A 21,931-nucleotide genomic window follows, 5' to 3' on the forward strand; every position below is an offset into this window, starting at 1 on the left:
CTGGGGTGGGGCTCGGGTGGGGCTTGGTCTGGGACTTGGGGCGCGGGCTGGGCTGCTCTGGGTGGTGTGGGTGGTGTGGGTGGCGTGGGGCTCAGAGCGAGTGGAACGGCAGGCCCGCGTCGGCGACCAGTTCGTCCCCGGTGTCCGGGGGCAGCAGGCTGGCGGTGCCGTCGGAGACCGGGACGATGCCGAGGTCGAGCAGTTCGGCCATGGCGGCACTGCCGGCCAGGTCGCGGACCTGGAGCTGGTAGCGGGCGGTGGTGCGGTAGGTGCCGCCGGCGTCGTCCGAGGTCTTCTGCAGGAAGCCGGAGTCGACCAGGAACATGACGGCCTTGGCGACGATGCCGATGGTGGAGCCGGAGAGCCGGCGGGCGTCCTTGGTGGCTCCGGTGGCGGTGCGCCGGGCCCAGACCCGCCAGGCGGCCTCCAGGCCGGGGGCGTCGCTCTGCGGGTCGGTGTTGGCGCCCTCGGCGTCGGCCTGCTCCTCCAGGCGGCGGCAGGCCTGGCGGACGAAGGCGTCGACACCGTTGACAGTGATCCGGCCGAGGTAGCCGTCGTCGGCGAGGTCCTCGGGGCGGGGGAAGGCCATCGCGGCGACGGCGAGGTGGGCCAGGCCGTGCAGGAAGCGGTCGGTGGACTCGGAGGCGGCGCGGCGGGAGTAGTCGCCCATCCGGACGGCGAAGACGGAGTCCTCGGCGGCGGAGACGGCCATTCCGGCGCGCGGCGAGACCTCCAGGACGATCAGGCCCATGCCGGTGGCGACGGCGTCGGCGAGGCGGGCGAAGGCCGGGTCCTCGCGGTGGCGGCGGACCAGTTCGGCGTACTCGGCGTCGCGGGCGGGGAGCAGCTTGGCCTGGAGACCGAAGGAGACCAGCCGGGCGGCGTCGGCGACGTCGGCCGGGGTGATCGCGGCGGGGGCCGCGGGCTCGGTCTCGGGCGCCCAGGACGTGTCGTGGTGGGTCGTCACGGGCGGTGCTCCTCGGGGCTGATGCGGGCGGTGCTGGTGGTGCCGGTGGTGCCGGTGGTACTGGTGAGGCCAGTGGTGGCTTCGGTGTGCGCCGGCCTGTTGCCGCCGTCGCGGGGGCCGCGCTGGTGCGGTCGGCGCGGATGCGGTCGGCGCGGCTCGCGGGCCGGGAGGGGGCGGCGGGCCGTCAACTGGCGTCCTTGCGGTCGGCGGCCATACCGGCCGCGTCGAGCAGGGCGCTGCCGACGATGAGGTCGGCGCCGCCGAACTCCGGGTCCTGCAGCGGGGTGCCGTCGTCGACGGCGAAGAGCAGCCGCTCCTCGCCCTGCCGATAGGCGGTGCCGACCGGCGGGCTGGCCGCGTGGACCGCCAGCAGGGCGACCAGGTAGGGCAGGTCCCGGTCCTGCCCGCGCGCCTCGGCGAGCAGTCCGGAGAGCCGGCGCGGGGCGTCGGGGGGCAGGTCGAGCAGGAGCAGGGCCGCCTCCAGCTGGTCCTCGGAGAAGCGGCTGTCGTCCGGGGTGGCGACGAGGTCCGGGTCGGGCAGCTCGGCGCCCAGGTGCTCGCGCTCGACCGGCGGGGTGAGGAGCAGGTCGACCAGGTCGGCGACCCGGACGGAGACGGGTGTCCGCAGGCCGGCGCCACGGGCGAAGAACGCTCCGGTGGGCCGGACGGCCTGCTCCACCGGCAGCCGCAGGACGGGCGCGAGGAGCTGCCCGTAGAGGTCGATGCCGCTGCGGGCGGCGGGCGCGGCGAAGGCCTGCCGGTCCTGCTCGGCGCGGAACAGCGGGCCGGCCTCCAGCAGGCGGGTCTGCAGCTGGGTGTGGCGGCGGATGCAGTCCTTGACGATGTCGACCAGCTCGGCGGCGCGGCGCTTGTGCTCGGGCTCCTCGGCCTCGTCGCGGGCCTTGCGGATGTTGGTGAGAATCGCGTTCTCGTGCCGGTAGCGGTCCGCGATGTGGTCGAGGGCCTCGTCGATCAGATCGGGGATGGCCTGCATCCAGTCGACGGCGCGCACGTTGCGCCTGGTCGCGTCGAGGGCGCGGCGCAGCGTCTCGGCGTACTGGACGGTGCGGTAGCGGGCCTGCTCGGCGGCGAGCTGGGCGTCGGCGAGGCGGCCGCGGCGGATCAGCACCTCGAGCTTGACCTCGGCGGCGATCTGGGCGGAGGTGACGTCGGTGTCGAGCGCGCCGACCAGGACGTTGACGGCCTCGTCGGTGGTGCGCAGGTAGACGCCGCCGTCGGGGCCCGGTACCTCCTCGATCAGCTTGAAGTCGTAGTCGCGGCGGACGTACGCGCCGTCCTGGCCGAAGGTGCCGTAGACGGCGCGGAAGCCGCGGTCGACGCTGCCGACGTTGATCAGCGACTCCAGCACCCAGCGGGCGACCCGCTCGTGCTCCGCGGTGGGCCTGGTGGCGGCCTGGGCGGCGACCCGGGGCAGCAGCCGGGCCAGCACTATGTCGCGGTCGGCCCCGGTGTCGAAGTCCATGTGCAGGGTGACCAGGTCGATCGCGGCGAGACCGACCTCGGCCATCGCGTAGCCGCCGTACTCGCCGGCCAGCATCACCTTGCGGCTGTCCAGGTCGTGCAGCGGGGCGGTGCAGGCCAGCGCCTTGAGCCGGCGGGCGAGGCCCTCGTCGGCGGCGGGGCCGGGCGCGGGCCGCGCGGCGGCTGCGGCGGGCCCGGCGGGCGGCCGGGGCCCGTGCTCGATGGGCGGGTCAGCGATGGCGGTCACGGTGGACAAGATTAGAGGTACGCACCGACAACGACCGAAACGGACCTTATGGGCGGGCGGGAGCGGAGGGTGGGACGGGGTGGGTCAAGGGGCGGGCGGGGCCGGGTCAGGGAGCGGGCAGGGGCCGCACCGCAGGGGCCGAGGCATGGACGATAGAACTGGCTTTCGAGAAAATGCCCCCGCGGCTCGGCCGCCACCGCCATGATTCCTCATATGATCATCCGACTGGTACGAGGCGGCCTCGCCGCCGCCCTCGCCGTGGCCGCCCTCGCCGCCGGCACCGCCGTCTCCACTGCCGCGACCACCTCGGCGACCACCGCCGGGACCGCCTCCGGGGCCGCCAAGGCCGTCGCCACGGCGGCGGTCACCGGCCAGAACGTGGCCGTCACCCAGGCCGGGAACTACCCGATCTTCCCGACCGACTACACCAACTTCTCGGTGACCTGGAAGTCCTCGGGCACCGCCGACCTGACCGGGGTCACCCACCTCACCGTCGAGCTGCCGCCCGGCCTGACCACCAGCGGCGCCATGATCACCTCCTTCCAGGACTACACGTTCACCCAGGCGATCTCACCCGACGGCCGCCGCCTGGACGCCTTCTTCACCGGCAACCGCGCCCCGGGGCGCAGCGAGTTCATGAAGGTCTTCGTGGCCTCCCACGGCACCAGGCCGGCCGGGACGATCAAGGTGACGGCCGCGAACCGGAACGACGCGGACCCGTCCGACAACGTGTCGACCTACCTGCTCGGCAGCGGCCCGCAGGCGCCGGCCACCCAGGCCGCCCCCGCGGTGACCGGCATCGGCACCACGTCCGGCGCGGGCACCGGCGGTACCGCCGTCACCGTGACCGGCACCAACCTGGACAACGGCTTCGTGCTGTTCGGCGACTCGGTCGCGGTCGGCGGCTGCACCGCCACCACCTGCACCGTGACCACCCCCGGCGGTGCGGGCAGCACGCCGGTCACCGTGGTCACCCCGGGCGGCTCGGCGACCTCGTCCACCCCGTTCGACTACACCGGCGCGGCTCCCCCGGCGCCGCCCGCCCCTGCGGTCACCGGCCTGACCACCAGCACCGGCCCGGCCGCCGGCGGCACCCAGATCTACGTTCAGGGCGGCAACCTGGCCAACGGCGCGGTGCTCTTCGGCGGGGTCCCCGCCACCCGCTACTCCTGCGGGGCGTCGCTCTGCTCGGCGACCGCCCCGGCGGGCACCGGCGTGGTCGACGTGACGGTGGCCACGGCCGGCGGGACCAGCGCGACGAGCACGGCCGACCGGTACACGTACACCTCGTAGCGGGCGCCCACAGGGCCCGTACCGCGCACGGCGGTGGCCGGACACGTCCCGTGTCCGGCCACCGCCGTTTCTCCTCCCGCCCCGGCCCGGGGTCCACCAGATGGCCCTGTCCTGCCGATCTCCCCCGGGCAGCCCGTGCCGTACTGGCGATTCGTCGACATGTCGTTCGAGGTCGCCTGCGCGGTACCGCTGCCGATCGCGCCGAGCGGCAGCACGGCTGGGCCGAGCGGGGGAGCGTCTGCGGCCGTACCGACGCCGGGGCGCCCAGGGCCCGGGTCACGGGCACCGGCCTTCACACGCAGGCCCTACCATCTGGCTCAACAGCTGCTGGGAGGCGGACGGGCGTGGCCGATGCGGTGATCGATCTCAATGCGGACCTCGGTGAGGGGTTCGGGCGGTGGACGCTGACCGACGACGAGGCCCTGCTCTCCGTGGTGACCAGCGCCAACGTCGCCTGCGGCTTCCACGCCGGGGACCCTTCGACGATGCGCCGGGTCTGCGCACTCGCCGCCGAGCGCGGGGTCCGGATCGGCGCCCAGGTCTCCTACCGCGACCTGGCCGGCTTCGGCCGGCGCGCGATGGACGTCCCGCCGGATGAGCTGGCCGACGAGATCGCCTACCAGATCGGCGCCCTCCAGGTCTTCGCCCGCGCGGCCGGCTCCCGGGTCTCCTACGTCAAACCGCACGGCGCCCTCTACAACCGCGTGGTGGCCGACTCCGACCAGGCCGAGGCGGTGGTCGCGGGCGTGCTGCGGGCCGGGGCGGTCTGCGACGGCCCGCTGCCGGTGCTCGGCCTGCCCGGCTCCCGCCTGCTGGCCGTCGCCGACGGCGTCGGGCTGCCGGTGGTCGCCGAGGCCTTCGCCGACCGTGCCTACACCTGGGCCGGCACCCTGGTGCCCCGCCGCGAACCGGGCGCGGTGGTCCACGACCCGGAGGCGGTGATCACCCGCGCGGTCGGCATCGCCCGGGACGGCGTGGTGGAGGCCGTCGGCGGCGAGTCGATCGCCGTCGAGGCGCGCTCCCTGTGCGTACACGGCGACACCCCCGGCGCCGCCCAGCTCGCCTGGCGGGTACGCGGCGCGCTCGCCTCGGCGGGGGTGCGGGTGGAGGCCTTCACGTGACGGCACCGGACGGGGCAGCACCGGGCGGGGCGGCACCGGGCGGGGCGGCTGCTGTTGGCGGCCTTGGCGGGGCATCGGACAGCGAGCCGGGGGTGGCGCAGCAGCCGGAGCCCCCCGAGCTCCGGCGCGTCGGCGGTCGGGCGCTGCTGGTCGAGGTCGGCGGCACGGCCGAGGTGAGCGCCCTGTACGGCTGGCTCCGGGAGCAGCAGGCGGCGGGCGCCCTGCCCGAGGTCGAGGAGATCGTCCCCGCCGCGCGGAGCGTGCTGCTGGACGGCGTCGCCGACCTCCCCGCGCTGACCGCCCTATTGCGAGCTCCCCGGCCCGCCGCGTCGACCAGTGCCCAAGGCCCACTGCTCGACGTCCCCACCGTCTACGACGGCGCCGACCTCGCCGAGGTGGCTGCCCGGTGGGGCGTCTCCACCGAGGCCGCGGTCCGGATCCACACCGAGGCCGAGTACGAGGTCGCGTTCTGCGGCTTCGCCCCCGGTTTCGGCTACCTCACCGGTCTGCCCGAGCGGTACTGGGTGCCGCGCCGCGACACCCCGCGCAGCTCCGTCCCGACCGGCTCGGTCGCCCTGGCCGGCCCGTACACCGGGGTGTACCCGCGGTCCTCACCCGGTGGCTGGCAGCTGCTCGGGCGGACGTCGCTGGCGCTCTGGGACACCGGGCGCGACCCGGCCGCGCTGCTGGCGCCGGGCGTGCGGGTACGGTTCACTGCCGTGCGCGCCGCGGCCGAAGGTGGCGGCCGCGGCCGGGCCGGGGGCCCGTCGAGCAGGCGCGGTGAGGGAGGCCGGTGAGGGTGGTGACCGAGCTGGAGGTCGTCCGGCCGGGCCCGTTGACGACCGTTCAGGACCTCGGCCGACGCGGTGTCGCCCACCTCGGGGTGCCCCGGGCGGGCGCGCTGGACGAGCCCGCGATGCGCGCCGCCAACCGGCTGGTGGGCAACGACGCGGACGCGGCCGTGCTGGAGACCACCCTCGGTGGGGTCGCCCTGCGCGCACTCGGCCCGGTGCTCCTCGCCGTCACCGGCGCGCCGGCCCCGGTCCTGGTGGACGGTCGCCCCGCGGCCTGGGGCGCGGCCGTCGCCGTCCCGGCCGGCGCGGTGGTCGAGGTCGGGGCCGCCACCCACGGAGTGCGCGGCTATCTGGCGGCGGCGGGCGGGATCGCCGTCCCGCCGGTGCTCGGCAGCCGCTCGGCCGACCTGCTGTCCGGACTCGGGCCCGCCCCGCTGGCCGCCGGCGACCGGCTGCCGGTCGGACCGCCCCCCTCGTACCGGCCGCTACCCGACCAGGTACCGCTGCCCGCTCCCCCGGCCGAGCTGGTGCTGCGCCTGGGCCTCGGACCGCGCGCGGACTGGTTCGAACCGCAGTCGGTCGCCTGGCTGGCCCGCGAGCACTACCGGGTCGCCCCGGCCAGCAACCGGATCGCGCTCAGGACGGACGGCCCGGCCGTCACCCGGGCCCGGGGCGGCGAGCTCCCCAGCGAGGGCATGGTGCTGGGCGCCGTCCAGATCCCCCCGGACGGCCGACCGGTGGTCTTCCTCGCCGACCACCCCACCACCGGCGGCTACCCCGTGGTCGGCGTCGTCCCCCCGGCCGACCTGGCCGGCGCCGCCCAGGCCCGCCCGGGCACCCCGGTCCGGTTCGTCCTGCTCCCGGGGTGAGCGCCTGGCCTTCCGGGGCTTCCGGAGTGAACCGGGCCGCCGCCGTACGGCCACCGGGCCTCGCCGCTACTCGAAGCAGGTCGGACAGGGCGTGGTCGCCACCCGGGCGGTGTTGCCCGCGGTGGCGCGCAGCGGCTGCTCGTCCGTGATGTGGTGACCGGAGACCGGCACGGCCACCCAGCCGAACTGAGGCGCCGTCAACGTGCTCGCCGTGAGGTGGGAGCAGCCCCGGCGGTGGGCGTAGCCGGTGTTCGAGATGATGACCGCCGCCCCCTCCGGCCAGCCCGCCCAGGGCGCGCCGGGGGCGTTCCGGCGGTGGTCGGCCCGCGGAACGGAACCGTCGGCCGGGCAGTCGCACCAGAGCATGTCGCAGCGCTCGCACCGCTCGTCGGCCATTTCCCGCCCCTTTGCCTCGATACCCGATGGGGCGGATTTTACGGCGGGCGGGCCCTGCGGCGGGCGGGCCCGGTTGCGGGCAGACGGGTGCCGGGGCGCGGGGGACGGCCGGCTCAGCGGCCCAGCAGGGCCTCGGCGACGACACGTTGGGCCGGGTCGATGGCGGGTGAGCCGTCCTCGATGTCCCACAGGGCGTTCTGCAGGATCCGGGCGAGGGTCCAGGCCGCGGCGCGGGAACGGTCGAGGTCGAGGACGTCGGTCATCAGGTCGAAGCGGCGGTGCAGCGCCCGCGGGACGTCGCCGGTGGCGGCGAGGTCGCTCCAGCGGTTGCGAAGGGCCGGGAGGAGTTCGAAGGCCGGATCCCCGGCGAGCGGCTTCGGGTCGATGGCGAGCCAGGGGGCGCGGGGGTCGGGCCCGAGCGCGGCGAGCACGTTGTCGTAGTGCAGGTCCCAGTGCAGGAGGCGGTCGCCGGGTTCGCCCCGCACCTCGCGCAGGGCGGCCGCGCAGTCGGCGAGCAGGCGGCGGTCGGCCGGGTCGACGAGCCCCGAAAGCCCCTCCGGGGTATCGGCCAGCAGTGTGTCGGCGATGTCGGACAGCCGGCGCAGACCGGGCGGCGCCGGGTGGGCGGTCAGGTCGGCCAGGAGTTCGGCGAGGGTGCGCAGCGCGGCGGTGGCGTCCGGTACGGCGAGCAGTGAACGGTCCCGGTCCAGGCGTTCGAGCAGCATCGCACCGGAGGCCTGCTCCTGGTCGAGCAGTCGGACGGCGCTCCGGCCGGCCCAGACGCGCAGGGCGGCGGGCTCGCCCACCGTCTCCCCGTCCACCGGCTGGAGCTTGAGGACGGCGGGCGTGCCGTCCGTACGCAGCACGGGGAGCACCAGCGCGACCATGCCGTGGGCGGGCGGACCGTCCGGGCGCAGCGCCCAGCGCTCCATCAGCTCCTCGGCGAGCAGCGGGAGGCCGACCGCCCAGACCCGGCCGGCCTCGCCGAGGGAGTCGGTCAGCGAGTCCGCCAGGGCTTTCGGCACCCGGGGCGGGGCGGGGGCCTGCCCGGAGGCTCCTTCAGGAGTCGCGGCGCGGTCGGGGACGGCGGCGGAGGCGGCGTTCGTCATGGGCGGTGGCTCCTGCTGGCGGGGCGGGCTTCGACGGGCGCCCTCGGAGAGGGCGGAACGACGTGCGGGTACGAGCCGGGTCGCGGATGCGGCACGTCGCGCCGGGGTGGCCCGACGTGTCGGCGGCCGGGCCCCGACGGGTGGCATTCCGTGCCGGTGAGGCATGGCGCGCCGGGGTGACATGACCTGCCACCTGCACGGCAGGCACCTGCACAACGCGCCGGCCGCACCTGCCGTGCCGGGCCACGCCATGCCATGCCGTGCCCCGACATGCCACCCCGGCACGACGTGCCGGATCGACGCCGCCCACCCGGGGCGTGCCAGGGGTGGCACATCACGCCGGGGTGGCACGTCGCGCCGGGCTGACACAAGGCGCCACTCCAGCACGACACGCCACTCCGGCACGTCGTGTCAGTAACTGCCCAGCGTCTCGGCGACAGCCTTTGCAAAGTCGTCCGGGTTGTCGAACATGATGTTGTGGCCGGAGTCCGGAATCGCCGTCACGACCACACCGGCCTCCCGCAGGCGCTCCTCGCCGAGGAGTTCGCCGTCGGCCTCGGGGTAGAGGAACGCACGCGGGACGTCCAGCTCGAGCAGCATCTCGCGCATCGTCGGGACGGTGCCACGGGTCCCGTGGACGGCGGTGCGGTGGAGCGCCTCGGGGCCCGCCAGCCGCATGGTGGACCACCAGAACGGCCCGACCCACTGCTGCACCTCCTGCAGCCCCCCGGTCAGGAACTCCTCCTCGGTGAAGGTGGCGATCCCGCTGCTGCCCGGACGACGGGTGGGAGTGATCGGGTCGAGGTTGGAGTCCACCAGGACGAGCCGCGAGACCAGGTGCGGGTGCCGGTAGGCCAGCACGATCGCGACCGAGCCGCCCATGCTGTGCGCGACCACCTCGACACCCGTCACACCGGCGGCGTCCAGGGCGGTCGCCACCGCGTCGGCATGGGCCTCCAGGGTGTACGAGAAGTCGGCAGGCCGGTCGCTGATGCCGAAGCCCAGCAGGTCGAGCAGGAGCGAGCGGCGCCCGGCGAGCAGCGGGTGGACGGCGGCGGCGGCGAAGTAGACGGGCGAGCTGGCACCGAGGCCGTGCAGGTAGAGCCGGGCCGGGCCGGTCCCGGGGATCTCCACCCAGCGGATCCGGTCGCCGTTCGGGGTGACGGGGGCTTCTCGCATGGCATTGCTCCTTGCTGGGCGCGGGAACGCGGGAACGCGGTGGGAAACGCTCGACGACGAATGCCCCTGGGCGAACCCGGAGCGTTCGAGTGAGACCGTTCGAGTGAGACAATACATCGACGTCGAGGTATAGCGACATCGATATACCGAAGCGCATCTGAGAGAGTGGCCCCATGCTGAAACTCGCGATCCTCGGGTTCCTCCACGACCGGCCGCTGCACGGCTACGAGCTGCGCCGACACCTCGCCGCACTCACCGGCCACGTCCGACCGATCAGCGACGGCACGCTCTACCCGGCGATCAAGCGACTGGAGGCCGCGGGCCTGCTGGTGCGCGAGACCGAGCCGGGGACGGTGGCGGCACCGCGGCACACCCTCCACCTCACCGAGGCGGGCCAGGCGGCGCTCCTCGACCGCCTGCGCGCACCGGAACCCCTGGACATCAGCGACGAGAACCGCTGGTTCACCGTGCTCAGCTTCCTGCGCCACCTGTCCGACCCCGCCGAGCAGGCCGCCGTCCTGCGCCGCCGGCTCGCCTTCCTCGGCGAGCCGGCCAGCTTCTTCTACGACGGCGACCGGCCGGTCGGCGCGGAGGAGTTCGCGGACCCGTTCCGCCGCGGCATGCTGCTGATCGCCCGGGCGACCACCGACACCGAACTGGCCTGGCTGCGCGAGACCCTGGCCGACCTGGAGACCCCGCAGCAGTAGGCCGCGACGCCGACAGCCCGCCCCCCCCCCCCCCCCCCCCCACACCCCCCGGGGCCGGCCGCGCCCCCCCCCCCCGCGCCGCCCCCCCCGCCCCGCGCCCCCCCCGGCCCCCCCCCCGGGGGCCCCCCCGGGCCGCGGCCTCGAGGCGCACCCGGCGCGGGGCGCTCAGTGCTGGTGGTGGGCGTGGACGACCGCGTGGCCGCGACCGCGGGCGATCATCCACCGGTTGACCGGGACGGTCAGGAGGAAGGCGAGGGCGAGCGAACCCGCCAGGGCGAACCAGAACAGCACGTCACCGAGGCCGGCGTCCATCGCACCCGGGACGGTGACCATCACGGTGTTGTCGATCAGCTCCATGACCAGGATCGAGACGGTGTCCGCGGCCAGCGCCACCTTGACCGCCGCACGGACGTCCAGGCCGGCCCGCAGGACGCCGCGCATGGTCAGCGCGTAGCCGAAGACGAAGGCCAGCAGGACCGAGAGCGCCACGGTCGCACCGCTGTGCAGGCCGAAGGCGGTGCCGAGGACCATCCCGAGGATCTCGCCGATGGCGCAGCCGGTGAGGCAGTGCAGGGTGGCCTGCGCGGCGGTCCGCCAGCTTGCCGCGCCCCCCTGGTCGCCGTGGCCGTGGTGGCCACCGTGCCCGGCATGCCCGGCGAGCTCGCCCGGGTGGTTCTCATGCTGCAGGTGCTCGTGGTGCGCGGGCTGTGCCATGTCGTCCTCCGCGTGCTCTCCGGCGCCGGTTCCCTCGGTGCTTCGATGCCCACCATATACCCCCCAGGGGTATCCAGGCCACCTTTGGGGTGCCTCCGAATCACACCCCGCCCGCCGCACCTCCCCTCCCGCGCCCGACCTCCCCGCCCCCGGGCCCCCTTCCCGAAGACGCCCGCCCGTGTTCCGATGGACCGCATGACCATTGAGCGACGCAGGGGCTACGACGGGACGGGACCGGGGGCGATCACGCCGGACGGCTGCGCCGTCGAGCTCTGGGAACGACTGCTGGTCGGCGACGAACCGGAGGTGATCGCCCGGGCGGTGCCCGCCGGCGCGCGCATCCTCGAACTCGGCTGCGGGGTGGGCCGGGTGACACACCCTCTGACGGAGCTCGGGTTCCAGGTGACGGCGGTGGACGAGTCGGCCGAGATGCTGGCCCGGGTCCGCGGCGCCCGGACGGTCCGCAGCCCGATCGAGCACCTGGACCTCGGCGAGCGCTTCGACGTCGTCCTGCTCGGATCCTTCCTGGTGCACGCGGGCGACCCGGCCGTCCGCCAGGGCCTCCTGGACACCTGCCGCCGACACCTCGCCGACGGCGGCTGCGTGCTGATCCAGCGCGAGGGCGCGGACTACCACGACAACGTGCCCCGCGAGCGCCGGCTCAGCCCGGACGGCGTGGCCCGCGTGGTGTCGGACACCCCGGTGGAGCCGGGCGTGCACTCCGTCCTGATGGAGTTCGAGTTCCCGGACGCGCGCTGGACCCACACCTTCCGCTCCCGGCCGCTCGACCCGGCCCAGTTCGAGCAGGCCCTGGCGGATGCCGGGCTGGCCGTGGACGCCTATCTGACGGAGGACCGAACCTGGGTCCGCGCACTCGCGACGGACTGACCTCCCAGGGGCCGCACTGCGGGGCGGTGGGGGCGGCGCGGAGAGTCGTCACCTTCACCGCGTACCATGGCGCGCGCGCCGGGCCTGCGCGCGGCCCGAGCGCCGGGCGGGACCGGCCGTTCGCATGCCATCGGCATGTGCCACAGGCATGCCGTCGGCATGCTCCCGCACCGACCAGCAAGGACCACTGATGCGCATCGAGCGACGGATACCCTGGGCGGGTGTCCGGTGATCGACTGGTTCCACGGGGCCGTCCTCGGCCTGATCCAGGGTCTCACCGAGTTCCTGCCGATCTCCTCCAGCGCCCACCTGCGGGTCTTCTCGGCCCTGCTGGGCTGGGACGACCCGGGCGCGGCGTTCACCGCCGTGACCCAGCTCGGCACCGAGTCCGCGGTGCTGATCTACTTCCGCCGCGACATCGCCTCGATCGTGAAGACCTGGACGCTCTCGCTGTTCCGTCCGGCGCTGCGCTCGCACCAGGACGCCCGGATGGGCTGGTTCGTGATCATCGGCACCCTGCCGATCGGCATCCTGGGCAAGCTGTTCCAGGACACCATCGAGACCAACCTCCGCGACCTGCGGATCATCGGCACCACCCTGATCGTCTTCGGCCTGATCCTCGCGGTGGCCGACCGCACCCGGGCGGTCCGGCACGCCAAGCCGATCAGCGACCTGACCCTGCCGCACGCGGCCGGATACGGCCTCGCCCAGGCACTGGCGCTCATCCCGGGCGTTTCGCGCTCCGGCGGCACCATCAGCGCGGGACTGCTGCTCGGCTACAGCCGCGAGGCGGCGGCCCGCTACTCGTTCCTGCTCGCCATCCCGGCGGTGCTGGCCTCGGGCCTGCTGGAACTCTTCAAGATCGGCGAGGGCCCGGCGCCCGCCTGGGGTCCGACCATCCTGGCCACCCTGATCGCCTTCGTGGTCGGCTACGCCGCGATCGCCTGGTTCCTGAAGTACATCTCGAACAACAGCTTCATGCCGTTCGTGGTCTACCGCGTCCTGCTCGGCATTCTGATCATCGTCCTGGTGAGCGTCGGCACGCTCAGCCCCGACGCCGGCGTGGTCAAGTAGCGCAGGAACGAGAACGCCGTTGCAGCACGCCGGACCCGATCCTCAGCACGGCAGCGCCGGTCCGGCGCCGCGACGGAGGCGGAAGCGGCCGGCCGGCCGGACACGGCACGGCACGGCACGGCAAGCGAACGGCCCAGGCGCAGAAGCGCCCGGGCCGTTCGTCGTACCGGGCCACCGGCCCGAAGGGGATCTAGCGCCCGCGCTCCCGGGCGGCGGTCAGGCGGCCGCGGACGGCGGCATGGACCTCGGCCTCCTCGGCCGGGTCGGCGGCGAGGCGGCGCAGGCGCTCCAGCACGCGGGCGTCGCCGGTGGTGGCGACATGCCGGGCGGCGAGCTCCCGGGTGGCCTCCTCGCAGTCCCAGAGGCACTCGACGGCCGGACCCTCGGGGAAGTGCACGTCGGTCACGGCGAGCGCGCGGGCCGCACGGCCGCGCAGCTCGGACGAGGCGGCCTCGCCGTAGATGTGGCGCAGGACGGGGACGGCTCCGGCGGCGGCCAGCCGCCCCGCGCCGTCGACCAGCGACCCGAGCCCGGTACCGGAGACCCCGCGCACCGAGACCCAGCGGCGCAGCCCGTCGACCACCAGGGGCGCGTCACAGGCCTCGCCGGCATCGGCCAGCAGCTGGACGGCGGCCTCCCCGAGGGCGCTGTCGGCGCCGCCGGTGGCCGGGTCGGCCCAGCGGCGGGCGTGGGCGAGGGCCTCCGGGCCGCGCATCCGGCCGAGCAGCTCCAGGGCGGTGCGCACGATCCGGTCGTCGACATCGGCGGCGGCGGCCTCGATCAGCACGGCGGCGGCCGGGTCCTGTTGGTCGACCAGGTAGCGCAGGGCGGCCCGCCGGGCTCCGGGCAGACCGCCACCGGCGGCCTCCAGCACGGCGGGACGGTCCTCGGGGCGCACCACGGCGGCCAGGCAGCGGGCGGCCGCGGCCGCCCGGCGGTCGCCGGCGTCGGGGCCGGACGGATCACCGTCGGACCCCCGGGCCGACTCGGGGCGGTCGGGCGGCCGGGTGAAGGCGCCGGCGGTCAGTCCGCCGAGGTCGCCCTGGTCGGCCCAGACCAGCACGTCGGCGGTGGACCAGCCGGGGGTGGCGCCGCTGCGGTTCAGCTGGCGCTGCCAGACGTCGAAGGGGGACTGCTCGCTCGCGGCGGCGACCCTCGGGTGGTAGGCGGCCCAGAGCCGCCAGGGCCTCGGCTCGTACGCGCCCCGGATGACCTCGCGCAGCTCGGCGTCGCCCTCGGGGCCGGGCGCGAACCGGTCCAGCACCGCGGTGCCGAGCAGCAGCAGGCCGCGGTCGTCGTCGCGCAGCGCCAGCTCGTCCAGGGCCCACGCCCAGTTGGTGCCGGTGGCGGCGTACTCGCGCAGCATCAGCAGCGCGTCGCGCCGGCCGTACGCGGCGAGGTGGCCCAGGACGGACAGCGCGAGGCCCGTCCGGCCCTCGTCGTCGTCGAGGAGGTCCTCCGGGTCGTGCAGGTGGTCCTCGATGCCGCCGAGCGGCGCCTCCAGCTCCATGTAGAGGCGTGCGTAGTAGAGGGAGCGGTTCTCGACCTGCCAGTCGGCTCGCGGATCCCTGGTGACGCACTCCTGCAGCGCGGCGATGGCTTCGGTGCGGTCGGCGGCCAGCGCATGGAGCTGCCCGTCACCGCGGCCTCGCTGAAGGAGGCCGAGGAGGCTGGCACTAGGTGCTATCACTGGCTCGAACATGAGGTCAGCATCCGTTGCGGCGGTCGTAGTGGCAACGGGATTTCCGTCGCCGGGGTCTCTGGTCGGTACTGCGGTGGGCGCCCGGGCGCCGGAATCACCGAAGGTTACCGCCTGGGACGCCCCACCGCACACAGGGCAATGGACCCGTGCACCGCACTGGCATATGCCGCAGGAATTTTGCCGGGATCTCGGCAAATCCCTCACCGGGGGGACGCGGCTGTGCGACAGTCGTTCCACCACCCCGCCCTGCCCCCGGCCCGATGGATCTGCTATGAGCCCTTCCAGCCCCGCCGCCCGTCCGCCGGGCACCGCCATGGCGGAAGGCCCGGCGGACAGCCCCGCGGACGAACCGGCAGGCGACCCGGCCGCCTCGGCGACGGGCCCGGCGGACGACGCAACGGACGGCAGCGTGGGCAGCACGATGGACGGCACCGCACAGACGCCGCCCGGACCCGGCGTCGGCTCGGCCGAGTGGGACCTCCTGACCGACGACATCCGGTGGTCGGCGGAGACGTTCCGACTGCTCGGGTGCGACCCCGGGCAGGCCCCGCTCAGCCTCGACCGGCTGCCCGACCGGCTCGACGAGGCCGACCGGCCGCTGCTGCGCCGGATGATGACCGACGCCCTGGTGCACGGACGCTGCGCGGTCGGCACCGTCGTGGTCCGCCGGCCCGGCGGCGGGCGCGGCGCGGTCGAGTGCGCGGGCGAGCCCGTGATCGGCGTGGACGGCACCGTCACCGCCCTGCGGATGATGCTCCGCCCGGCCTGACGGAACCCGGCCTGACGGAACCCGGCCCGACCGAACGCGACCCGCCCGAAGTCGGCCAGCCCGGACCTTCGGCACCGACGAACCCGGCCGCCCGAGACCGAGCCGCCTCGAACCCGACTCGAAGCCCGACCCGCCGAAGCCCTGCTCGAACCCGGCCCAGACCCTGCCCGGACACCACCGGCCCGAACCCGACCGGGGATCAGGCCAGCTTCGGCCGGTTCTTGGCGTCCGCCGTCCGCAGCTCCCGGCCCAGCTCGGCCCGGAGCTCGTCCACCACCGGCAGGCCCCGGTAGCGGGCGGTCAACCGGTACATCTCCCGCAACCGGTCCCAGGTGCGGTGCGAGGAGTTCTGCCCGATCAGGTTCATCACCATCTTGGCCTGGAACTCGGCCGCGTCCGGCTCACCGGTGATCCAGTGCAGCGAGGCCAGCGTGAGCCGGTCGAACAGCGCCGAACGCAGCTGCCCCGTGCCCTCGCGCAGCTTGATCACCCGCTCGGCGTGCCGACGGGCCTGCGGGGCCGCCGACGGGTCGTGCTCGGAGAGCGTGCGCAGCACCAGCGCCTGCATCCCGCGCAGCTCGGCCTCGTCGAACAGCTGCATCCAGGACGGCGGCGGCTCGGTCACGTCCTCGGCGAAGAGGTCCTCCGCCTCGCCGAGCAGCCGATAGGTGTCCTGCGAGTGCCCGATCGAGGCGTGCGCCCAGGCTTCCACGGTGTTCAGCATCGCCCGCGTCCTGGGCAGCACCCGGCCGCCGCTGGCCCTGGCCGCGGACATCAGGTCGAGCGCGTCGTCGGCCCGGCCGAGGTGGACCATCTGCCGGGCGGCCCGGGAGATCGCCTCGCCGGCCCGCGGTCGGTCGCCGGCCTCCTTGGCCGACTCCGCGGCGATCATGAAGTACTTCTGCGCCGTCGACTCCAGGCCCACGTCGTGCGACATCCAGCCGGCCAGCACCGCCAGGTTGGCGGCGACCAGCCACAACCGCTGCTCCACCACCTGGCTGTGGCGGTGCGTCAACAGCCCGCCCACCTCGTTGAGCTGGCCGACCACCGCCTTGCGCTGCAGGCCGCCGCCGCGCGCCGCGTCCCAGGCCCGGAAGACCTGGACGGAGCGCTCCAGCGCCTCCACCTCGTCGAGCCCGACCGGGCCCGCGTCGTACACATCCACCACCGGCCGCGCACCGCCCTGGGTGACGACCTGCCGGGGGCCGGGGACCTCGGCCGCGTACGCGACCGCGTCCCCTCCCAGCCAGCCCTTCAGGGAGTCGGCGATGACCGCCCCGGCCGTGAGCGCGGCGCCCGCGCCCACCAATCCACGTCGGTTGAGCATGAGGTCCATTCCCGTGAACTCGGTGAGGACCGCGGCCGTTCGATCCGGCTCCCATGGCACTGCTGCGGACTGCGCCGCTCCGGACCTGGTGGGCCGGTGTCGTTCCAGACCGAGGTCCTCAGTGGTGACGACACGGCCGAGCCGCTCCGTGAACACGGCTGCCAACACCCTCGGCACCGGATCGCGCGGGATCTCCCCCTGCTCGATCCAACGTCGCACCCTCGAGGTGTCGGTGGACAGCTGCTGCTGTCCCATCGCGGCACCCCGACGGTTGACCAGCCGCGCAAGCTCGCCCTTGGACCATCCGGCCAGGACGAACAGATCGGCGAGTCGGGTGTTGGGTCCCCTGCTCACGTGAAGCCCCCAGGTTCCTCGGCTGGTTCGAGGCTAGAGGCTCCGTCATGTGCCAGGCGAGCATTCGCCAGGCTTCGCCAGGGTCCGCCACATTACTAACCAGTGCCGTCCGGGTGTCATGTAGAGGTGCGCCACCTCGCCCCTCGGGTCGGAGGCGCCCAAGGCCGGGTCCGGGGTCCTCCCCCGTCCGTGTCACAGGGCGTCCCCGGTCCTCACCCGAGGGGGTGGCGCGGCCGGGTGGCGCGGGGGCGCCGGGCACGGCCACGGCAGCACCGGTCGACCGCATTCCCCAGGGTGCGGGCGGCCGGTCCACTGCCGCAGGGGCTTCGGCCCCGCGTCCGTGCCCGGCGCCCGCGCTCCACCCATCGCACCGGGCAAGGGCCGCCGCCACGCCAGGAAGCACACGGCACCGGCCTCCCCGCACCGCGGGGCCCACCCGCCGACGGACAGGAAGGGACCACCCTCACCCCATGTACTCCTCAGCGACCACCCCCACGCCGACCGCGACCCGCACCGCGCTGCGCCCCCCCACCGCAGCCACCGGCCGTCCCGGCCCGAAGCAGGTGCCGCCGAGCCGCCCCGCGGCCCCGCGCGGTGCCGACGGCCGGTCCACGGACGCGCGGGGCCAGGCCGGCCGTGCGGCGCTGGGACTGCGAACCCCCGAGGCCTCCCCGGCCACCGCCCCCCGGCCCCCCTTCGCCCGTCCCGGCGACGGCCGGGCGCTGCGTCCGCCGCACCGCCCGGGCCAGCCCGGCGGTCCCGAGCGGATCGACCCGGCCGCCCTGCAAACCCCGACGGTGCGGGCCGCCCTCGCGAGCGTCGCGCGGATATGCCCCGCGTTCACCCCGCGCCAGGTGCTGCGGGAGGGGAGCCGCCACATCCTGGTGGCGGGCACCATCGGGCGTGCCCCGGTGGTCGCCAAGTGCCTTTCCCCGCAGGCGGTCCGGGGTGAGCACTTCGAGCAGCTGGTGGCGGACTTCCACCACGAGGTCGCGGTCTACCGGGCCTTCGTCCGGCACCGTCCGCCGGTCCGGCTGCCCCGGCTGGTCGCGGCCGACCACGACCGCTGCGTGCTCGTCATGGAGCGCGTGCCCGGCAGGCCCGCCGCCCGCGAGCGCCACCCCGTCAACTCGCCCACCCCGGGCGAGGTCCGGGCGCTGCTCACCGCCGTCCGCACGCTCAACCTGTGGCGACCGCCGACCGACGTGTTCCAGCCACGGCTGGACTACCAGCTGGAGGTGGCCCGGTACCACTCGGTGGGCCAGCTCACCGACCGGGACGCCGGCGACCTGCGCGGCCTGCTGCACGGCCTGAGCCACACCCCGCTCCAGCTCTGCCACGGCGACGCGCTGCTCAGCAACATGCTGCTGGCGCCCTCCGGGCCGGTGCTGGTGGACTGGGAGCAGGCCGGCTGGTACCTGCCGGGCTACGACCTCGCGGTGCTGTGGAGCGTGCTCTCCGGGGACACCGCGGCCCGCCGCCAGATCAGCCAACTCGCCCAGAGCGGCGGCACGCTGGCCCGGGACGCGTTCCTGGTCAACCTGGTGCTGGTGCTGATGCGGGAGATCCGGCTGTACGACGTGCCGGGCGCCGGCGAGGAGCAGCGGATCATGATCCGCCGTCTGTACGACGACGCCGCGCTGGCCCGCCGGGCCGTCCGGGCCGCGGTCGGCACCCGTTGAGGAAGGTGCGCGCCGGGCTCGGGGCCTGACGTCAGGCCCCGAGCCCGGTCGGGTGTTGCGCGCCGGCGCGCGAGACCGGCGTACAACACCGGCGCGCGGGGCGGCCGCTGAGCGCGCGTCCGGGGCCGGGCTACGGCCGGGGGCCGCCGCGTTCCAGGGCGGCCCGCCCGGCGGCGTCCAGGACGGCCTCGTCCGGGGCGAGGTGCACCCGGCTGCTGAGCACGTCGCGCAGGTAGCGCTCCAGCGGGTGGCGCCGGCTCAGCCCCGGGTTGCCGGTCAGCGAGACCGCCTGCTGCACGGCGGCTATCGCGGCGCGGGTAGCCAGCAGGTGGGCGGGGCCGGTCCTGGCCACGGCGTCCGGCTCGGCCAGATCGACCCGGGGGGCCAGGCCGTTGACCAGTTCCTCGGCGCCGATCAACTGCGCCTCGATCTCGCCCAGGGCACAGCGGTAGCGGGGCAGGCTGCCGAGCGGCTCGGTCAGATTGGCCGGAGTGCGCTGGTTGAGGAAGCGGACCAGCCAGTCCTGGGCGGAGCGGGCGACCCCGAGGGCGACGGCGGAGAGCGCCAGGTCGTGCCAGGCTCGGGTGAGTTCGGCGGCGGCGGCCCGACCGGGGCCGGGTGCGGCGGAGGTCTTCGGCGCAGCCGACGCGTTCGGCGAGGCCTTCAGTGAGGCCTTCAGCGAGGCGGAGGCCCTCGGCGCGGTCAGGCCGAGCGCGAGGTCGGCCGGCACCCGGACGTCGTCCAGCACCACGTCGTGGCTGGCGCTGGCCCGCAGACCGAGCTGGTCCCAGGTCGGGTCGACCTCGATGCCCTCGCTCTCGCCCCGCACCAGGAAGGTGCCGATCCGCGGCACCGGCTCGTCGGTCCGCGCGGTGACGGCCATCCAGGCCAGCGCCTCGGCGCCGGCACAGTACGTCTTGCGGCCGCTGAGCAGCCAGCCGTCGCCCTCCCACCGGGCCACCGTGGCCGGCGGGCCACCGGCCCCGTGGGTGCCGCCGCCCTGACCGCCGGGCTCCGCGCGCAGGGTGCTGACCAGCGCCGGGCCGCGCCGGGACTCGGTGAGCAGCCGCCGGTAGCCGGCCGTCGGCCAGGGCGCCGTCCGGGCCTGCTCGGCGTGCTGAAGCAGGGTGAACGCGGTGACCACGGCCACCGAGGCGTCCCCGCGCCCGAGTTGGGCGAGCACCCGGACGACGTCGGCGAGCGTGCCACCCGGTCCGCCGTACCGCTGGGCGACCGTCAGGGTGAGCAGTCCGGCCTCGTGCACGGCCTCGATGCCCTGGTACGGGAAGGTCGCGTCGCGGTCGTGCTCCTCCGCGCGGGCGGCGAGCAGGTCGACGACCCGGGGCAGTCCGGCGAGCGCGGCGGCGAGCGGCGACTCGTCGCCGGTGGTGGTGGTCGCGGTGCTGGTCATGGTGCTGGTGCCTCCGGGCGGCAGCGTGGGCTCGGCAACTGCGGGCGGCACGCCGGACGGGCGTGCGGTACCGGTTGGCGGCCCCGGAGGTCAGCGCAACGTCCGCCCCCGGATCGGCGCCGGCCGCTCGGCCGACCGCCCACCGCCTCGGGGACGAATCCCCCTCAGTGGCCCGGACACGCCGCGCTGGCGGTGCGCCGCAGGTCCAGATAGCTGCGGCGGGTCAGCAGCGGGAGACGGCACGACATGTTCGCGACTGTACGAAGCGGTGATCGAAACCGTCAAGCAGCGCCCGGGGAGCGGGCCCCGGCCCGAGCGGGCCGACGCACCCGGCCGGCGCACCGGCCCACCGGGTTCAGCCCTGCTGGAACATGTCCGCCGGGAGCGGCTTGAGCAACTGGTAGAGGTCGTCCGAAATCGGCCGGTCCCAGGAGGCGATGGTGACCTGGACGCCGTCGCTGCGCCCGAACTGGGAGCAGAACACCCGACCCTCGCTGACCTTGACCTTCTTCACGATCAGCAGGTCGTCGCCGAGCATCACGGGGAAGTCCTCGACCGAGACGAACTCGACCGGTTCCTCGTTCTCCAGCGCCGCGAGCAGCTGCCGGACCTCGAAGGGCACCTCGTCCCCGGTCTCCCTGGCGGGCGAGCCCTCGGGGAGGTTGCCGATGAACATCGCCGGGCCTCTGCCCCCGAACAGGTCGTAGCGCAGGAAAATACCCTGGCAGGAGCCGTCCGGGCCGGTCATCATGGCCGCACCGAAGTCGCCGGGCCAGTCGCCCGGGTCCATCGCGAGCACGTCGAAGTCCGGGCCGGCGGGCTGTCCGGAGCGACGGCGGAGAAAAGACATGGGAACATCGTACGTGCCCGGCACACCGCGTTCGCGGGGTGGGTGGGGCACCGGACGGAGATCCACGCTCAGAGACCAATGTTGACTCTGAGCAACCGTCCGGGCTACGTTCGGTTCAGCACGACAGCCGTTCTGGGTTTCACCCTCCGGGGGGACGGCATGTCGCAACGCGGCCCTACACGCGTATCCCTCACTGTGCACATCGTCGTGCCGATCCGCCGAGCACCCAGCTTCGTCGTCGCACACAGCACAGCACACAAGCCAACAGTTCCATGTCACACAAGCAAGGTCCGCGGGGCCCCGGCCCGTCGCTCCCGCGGATCTGCTCGGGACGCCGCCGCGTGGGGGCGTGCGGGTCCCGAGCACCCGGTTCCGCCGTCGAGTCGCTCTCGGCGTCGGTGCCAGCCTCCCGGCGACTGCCGGCCCCTTGTGGGCCGGGACCGGCCGACGCACCCCGGTGCGAAGGGGATGACTGGGAGGCAGGCCTGGCTAGCGCTGCCGGGCCACACAGCAGGCGCCGTGTCTGGCCGCGTGGGGGCGGTGGGCACGGCGTCTGCCTGTGCTCATACTCTGAGCTGCGTTTGTCTAACAGTCAACAGAAATTATGACGGGGCACGCTCAAGCGATGATCTGTGACCTGGCGGGTAGGGAAACGTGACCTGCCGGGCGTTGTTCGGGGGTTTGGCGGGGGTTCGGCGGCCCGCCAGGTCTGCACCAACGGGCAGGGCTGGAGTCGCTTCGCTGCCCCTAGGCGCTGGCCGGAGCGCCTGCGCGTGACACCGCCCGGGGGCGTCAAGGGCCGGCCGGTCAAGGACCTGGCCGTCAAGAACCCTGCAGTCGAGGATTCGCCCGCCAGGCCCGTCCGGAGGCGGTCCGTCCGGACCGGCAGGCCCTGGGGGCCGACTAGGGCCTTTCTTTTGGATCAGCGGGCGGACCAGATGAAGATGCCCGCGATGTGGAGTCCGGCCTGGAAGACGGTGGCGGTCTTCTCGTAGC

Annotated in this window: 20 protein-coding genes; 9 read left to right on the forward strand and 11 right to left on the reverse strand. The window is 74.8% G+C overall.

Features of this window, described 5'->3' with window-relative positions; genetic code table 11:
• Window positions 1-91: 91 nt before the first annotated feature.
• Genes ACGFZP_RS38530 through ACGFZP_RS38540 form a run of 3 tightly spaced genes read right to left on the reverse strand, consistent with a single transcriptional unit; the run spans window position 92 to window position 2,687 of the window.
• Complete coding sequence (locus ACGFZP_RS38530) at window positions 92-967, reverse strand: hypothetical protein (RefSeq protein ID WP_392941865.1); 876 nt, start codon at window positions 965-967, stop codon at window positions 92-94.
• Complete coding sequence (locus ACGFZP_RS38535) at window positions 964-1,155, reverse strand: hypothetical protein (protein ID WP_392941867.1); 192 nt, start codon at window positions 1,153-1,155, stop codon at window positions 964-966. The genes ACGFZP_RS38530 and ACGFZP_RS38535 overlap by 4 nt, the downstream gene beginning before the upstream one ends.
• Window positions 1,152-2,687: a hypothetical protein gene (locus ACGFZP_RS38540; protein ID WP_392941910.1), complete on the reverse strand. Its 1,536-nt coding sequence runs from the start codon at window positions 2,685-2,687 to the stop codon at window positions 1,152-1,154. The genes ACGFZP_RS38535 and ACGFZP_RS38540 overlap by 4 nt, the downstream gene beginning before the upstream one ends.
• 222 nt (window positions 2,688-2,909) lie before the next feature.
• Here ACGFZP_RS38540 and ACGFZP_RS38545 point away from each other — a divergent pair, with 222 nt between their 5' ends.
• The 4 genes from ACGFZP_RS38545 (at window position 2,910) to ACGFZP_RS38560 (ending at window position 6,773) form a co-directional block, all read left to right on the forward strand.
• Window positions 2,910-3,989 carry an IPT/TIG domain-containing protein gene (locus ACGFZP_RS38545; RefSeq protein ID WP_392941869.1) on the forward strand — a complete coding sequence of 360 codons (1,080 nt, stop codon included), beginning with the start codon at window positions 2,910-2,912 and terminating at the stop codon, window positions 3,987-3,989.
• A 344-nt stretch (window positions 3,990-4,333) separates the two neighbouring features.
• The gene (locus ACGFZP_RS38550) at window positions 4,334-5,110 is read left to right on the forward strand and encodes a LamB/YcsF family protein (RefSeq protein ID WP_392941872.1); all 777 of its coding nucleotides are present in this window, start codon (window positions 4,334-4,336) and stop codon (window positions 5,108-5,110) included.
• Window positions 5,111-5,202: 92 nt separating this feature from the next.
• A complete protein-coding gene (locus ACGFZP_RS38555; RefSeq protein WP_392941874.1) occupies window positions 5,203-5,907 on the forward strand; it encodes an allophanate hydrolase subunit 1 in 705 nt (234 codons plus the stop codon).
• A gap of 2 nt (window positions 5,908-5,909) precedes the next feature.
• Window positions 5,910-6,773, forward strand: coding sequence for a biotin-dependent carboxyltransferase family protein (locus ACGFZP_RS38560; RefSeq protein WP_392941913.1), 864 nt, complete (start codon window positions 5,910-5,912; stop codon window positions 6,771-6,773).
• A gap of 66 nt (window positions 6,774-6,839) precedes the next feature.
• Here the strand turns inward: ACGFZP_RS38560 and ACGFZP_RS38565 are convergent, their stop codons facing one another.
• The 3 genes from ACGFZP_RS38565 to ACGFZP_RS38575 form a co-directional block, all read right to left on the reverse strand.
• Window positions 6,840-7,169 carry a hypothetical protein gene (locus ACGFZP_RS38565; RefSeq protein ID WP_392941877.1) on the reverse strand — a complete coding sequence of 110 codons (330 nt, stop codon included), beginning with the start codon at window positions 7,167-7,169 and terminating at the stop codon, window positions 6,840-6,842.
• A gap of 113 nt (window positions 7,170-7,282) precedes the next feature.
• Window positions 7,283-8,278 carry an aminoglycoside phosphotransferase family protein gene (locus ACGFZP_RS38570; RefSeq protein WP_392941880.1) on the reverse strand — a complete coding sequence of 332 codons (996 nt, stop codon included), beginning with the start codon at window positions 8,276-8,278 and terminating at the stop codon, window positions 7,283-7,285.
• 411 nt (window positions 8,279-8,689) lie between these two features.
• Entirely contained in the window at window positions 8,690-9,457 is a 768-nt protein-coding gene (locus ACGFZP_RS38575; protein ID WP_392941883.1) for an alpha/beta fold hydrolase, read from the reverse strand.
• 173 nt (window positions 9,458-9,630) lie between these two features.
• Here ACGFZP_RS38575 and ACGFZP_RS38580 point away from each other — a divergent pair, with 173 nt between their 5' ends.
• A complete protein-coding gene (locus ACGFZP_RS38580; protein ID WP_392941885.1) occupies window positions 9,631-10,164 on the forward strand; it encodes a PadR family transcriptional regulator in 534 nt (177 codons plus the stop codon).
• 165 nt (window positions 10,165-10,329) lie between these two features.
• Here ACGFZP_RS38580 and ACGFZP_RS38585 read toward each other — a convergent pair whose 3' ends face one another.
• Window positions 10,330-10,878, reverse strand: coding sequence for a DUF4396 domain-containing protein (locus ACGFZP_RS38585; protein ID WP_392941888.1), 549 nt, complete (start codon window positions 10,876-10,878; stop codon window positions 10,330-10,332).
• A gap of 195 nt (window positions 10,879-11,073) precedes the next feature.
• On the opposite strand from ACGFZP_RS38585, the gene ACGFZP_RS38590 reads away from it, so the two are divergent.
• Together ACGFZP_RS38590 and ACGFZP_RS38595 are read left to right on the forward strand one after the other, a co-directional pair.
• Complete coding sequence (locus ACGFZP_RS38590; RefSeq protein ID WP_392941892.1) at window positions 11,074-11,766, forward strand: class I SAM-dependent methyltransferase; 693 nt, start codon at window positions 11,074-11,076, stop codon at window positions 11,764-11,766.
• Between the two features lie 231 nt (window positions 11,767-11,997).
• Window positions 11,998-12,840 (forward strand): undecaprenyl-diphosphate phosphatase, encoded by an 843-nt coding sequence (locus ACGFZP_RS38595; protein ID WP_392941916.1) that lies wholly within the window; start codon window positions 11,998-12,000, stop codon window positions 12,838-12,840.
• Window positions 12,841-13,030: 190 nt separating this feature from the next.
• Here ACGFZP_RS38595 and ACGFZP_RS38600 read toward each other — a convergent pair whose 3' ends face one another.
• Window positions 13,031-14,542 (reverse strand): HEAT repeat domain-containing protein, encoded by a 1,512-nt coding sequence (locus ACGFZP_RS38600; protein WP_392941895.1) that lies wholly within the window; start codon window positions 14,540-14,542, stop codon window positions 13,031-13,033.
• 271 nt (window positions 14,543-14,813) lie between these two features.
• Between ACGFZP_RS38600 and ACGFZP_RS38605 the strand changes: the two genes are divergently transcribed.
• Window positions 14,814-15,311 carry a hypothetical protein gene (locus ACGFZP_RS38605; protein ID WP_392941897.1) on the forward strand — a complete coding sequence of 166 codons (498 nt, stop codon included), beginning with the start codon at window positions 14,814-14,816 and terminating at the stop codon, window positions 15,309-15,311.
• A gap of 199 nt (window positions 15,312-15,510) precedes the next feature.
• Here the strand turns inward: ACGFZP_RS38605 and ACGFZP_RS38610 are convergent, their stop codons facing one another.
• Window positions 15,511-16,992: a hypothetical protein gene (locus tag ACGFZP_RS38610; protein ID WP_392941900.1), complete on the reverse strand. Its 1,482-nt coding sequence runs from the start codon at window positions 16,990-16,992 to the stop codon at window positions 15,511-15,513.
• A gap of 470 nt (window positions 16,993-17,462) precedes the next feature.
• Between ACGFZP_RS38610 and ACGFZP_RS38615 the strand changes: the two genes are divergently transcribed.
• Window positions 17,463-18,674 carry a phosphotransferase gene (locus ACGFZP_RS38615; RefSeq protein ID WP_392941903.1) on the forward strand — a complete coding sequence of 404 codons (1,212 nt, stop codon included), beginning with the start codon at window positions 17,463-17,465 and terminating at the stop codon, window positions 18,672-18,674.
• Between the two features lie 130 nt (window positions 18,675-18,804).
• Here ACGFZP_RS38615 and ACGFZP_RS38620 read toward each other — a convergent pair whose 3' ends face one another.
• Both ACGFZP_RS38620 and ACGFZP_RS38625 read right to left on the reverse strand, forming a co-directional pair.
• Complete coding sequence (locus ACGFZP_RS38620; RefSeq protein WP_392941906.1) at window positions 18,805-20,085, reverse strand: acyl-CoA dehydrogenase family protein; 1,281 nt, start codon at window positions 20,083-20,085, stop codon at window positions 18,805-18,807.
• Window positions 20,086-20,440: 355 nt separating this feature from the next.
• On the reverse strand, window positions 20,441-20,935 hold the full coding sequence (locus ACGFZP_RS38625) for a hypothetical protein (protein ID WP_387951031.1): 495 nt from the start codon (window positions 20,933-20,935) through the stop codon (window positions 20,441-20,443).
• Window positions 20,936-21,931 lie beyond the last annotated feature (996 nt).

The sequence above is a fragment of the Kitasatospora sp. NPDC048239 genome (assembly GCF_043202015.1).
In the GTDB taxonomy this organism is placed as follows: domain Bacteria; phylum Actinomycetota; class Actinomycetes; order Streptomycetales; family Streptomycetaceae; genus Kitasatospora.

Bases quoted from the DNA above. Each gene is read 5' to 3' on its own strand.
- ACGFZP_RS38545 (WP_392941869.1), top strand. From the start codon at position 2,910: ATGATCATCCGACTGGTACGAGGCGGCCTCGCCGCCGCCCTCGCCGTG.
- ACGFZP_RS38565 (WP_392941877.1), bottom strand. From the start codon at position 7,169: ATGGCCGACGAGCGGTGCGAGCGCTGCGACATGCTCTGGTGCGACTGC.
- ACGFZP_RS38570 (WP_392941880.1), bottom strand. From the start codon at position 8,278: ATGACGAACGCCGCCTCCGCCGCCGTCCCCGACCGCGCCGCGACTCCT.
- ACGFZP_RS38575 (WP_392941883.1), bottom strand. From the start codon at position 9,457: ATGCGAGAAGCCCCCGTCACCCCGAACGGCGACCGGATCCGCTGGGTG.
- ACGFZP_RS38580 (WP_392941885.1), top strand. From the start codon at position 9,631: ATGCTGAAACTCGCGATCCTCGGGTTCCTCCACGACCGGCCGCTGCAC.
- ACGFZP_RS38585 (WP_392941888.1), bottom strand. From the start codon at position 10,878: ATGGCACAGCCCGCGCACCACGAGCACCTGCAGCATGAGAACCACCCG.
- ACGFZP_RS38590 (WP_392941892.1), top strand. From the start codon at position 11,074: ATGACCATTGAGCGACGCAGGGGCTACGACGGGACGGGACCGGGGGCG.
- ACGFZP_RS38600 (WP_392941895.1), bottom strand. From the start codon at position 14,542: ATGTTCGAGCCAGTGATAGCACCTAGTGCCAGCCTCCTCGGCCTCCTT.
- ACGFZP_RS38605 (WP_392941897.1), top strand. From the start codon at position 14,814: ATGAGCCCTTCCAGCCCCGCCGCCCGTCCGCCGGGCACCGCCATGGCG.
- ACGFZP_RS38615 (WP_392941903.1), top strand. From the start codon at position 17,463: ATGTACTCCTCAGCGACCACCCCCACGCCGACCGCGACCCGCACCGCG.
- ACGFZP_RS38620 (WP_392941906.1), bottom strand. From the start codon at position 20,085: ATGACCAGCACCGCGACCACCACCACCGGCGACGAGTCGCCGCTCGCC.
- ACGFZP_RS38625 (WP_387951031.1), bottom strand. From the start codon at position 20,935: ATGTCTTTTCTCCGCCGTCGCTCCGGACAGCCCGCCGGCCCGGACTTC.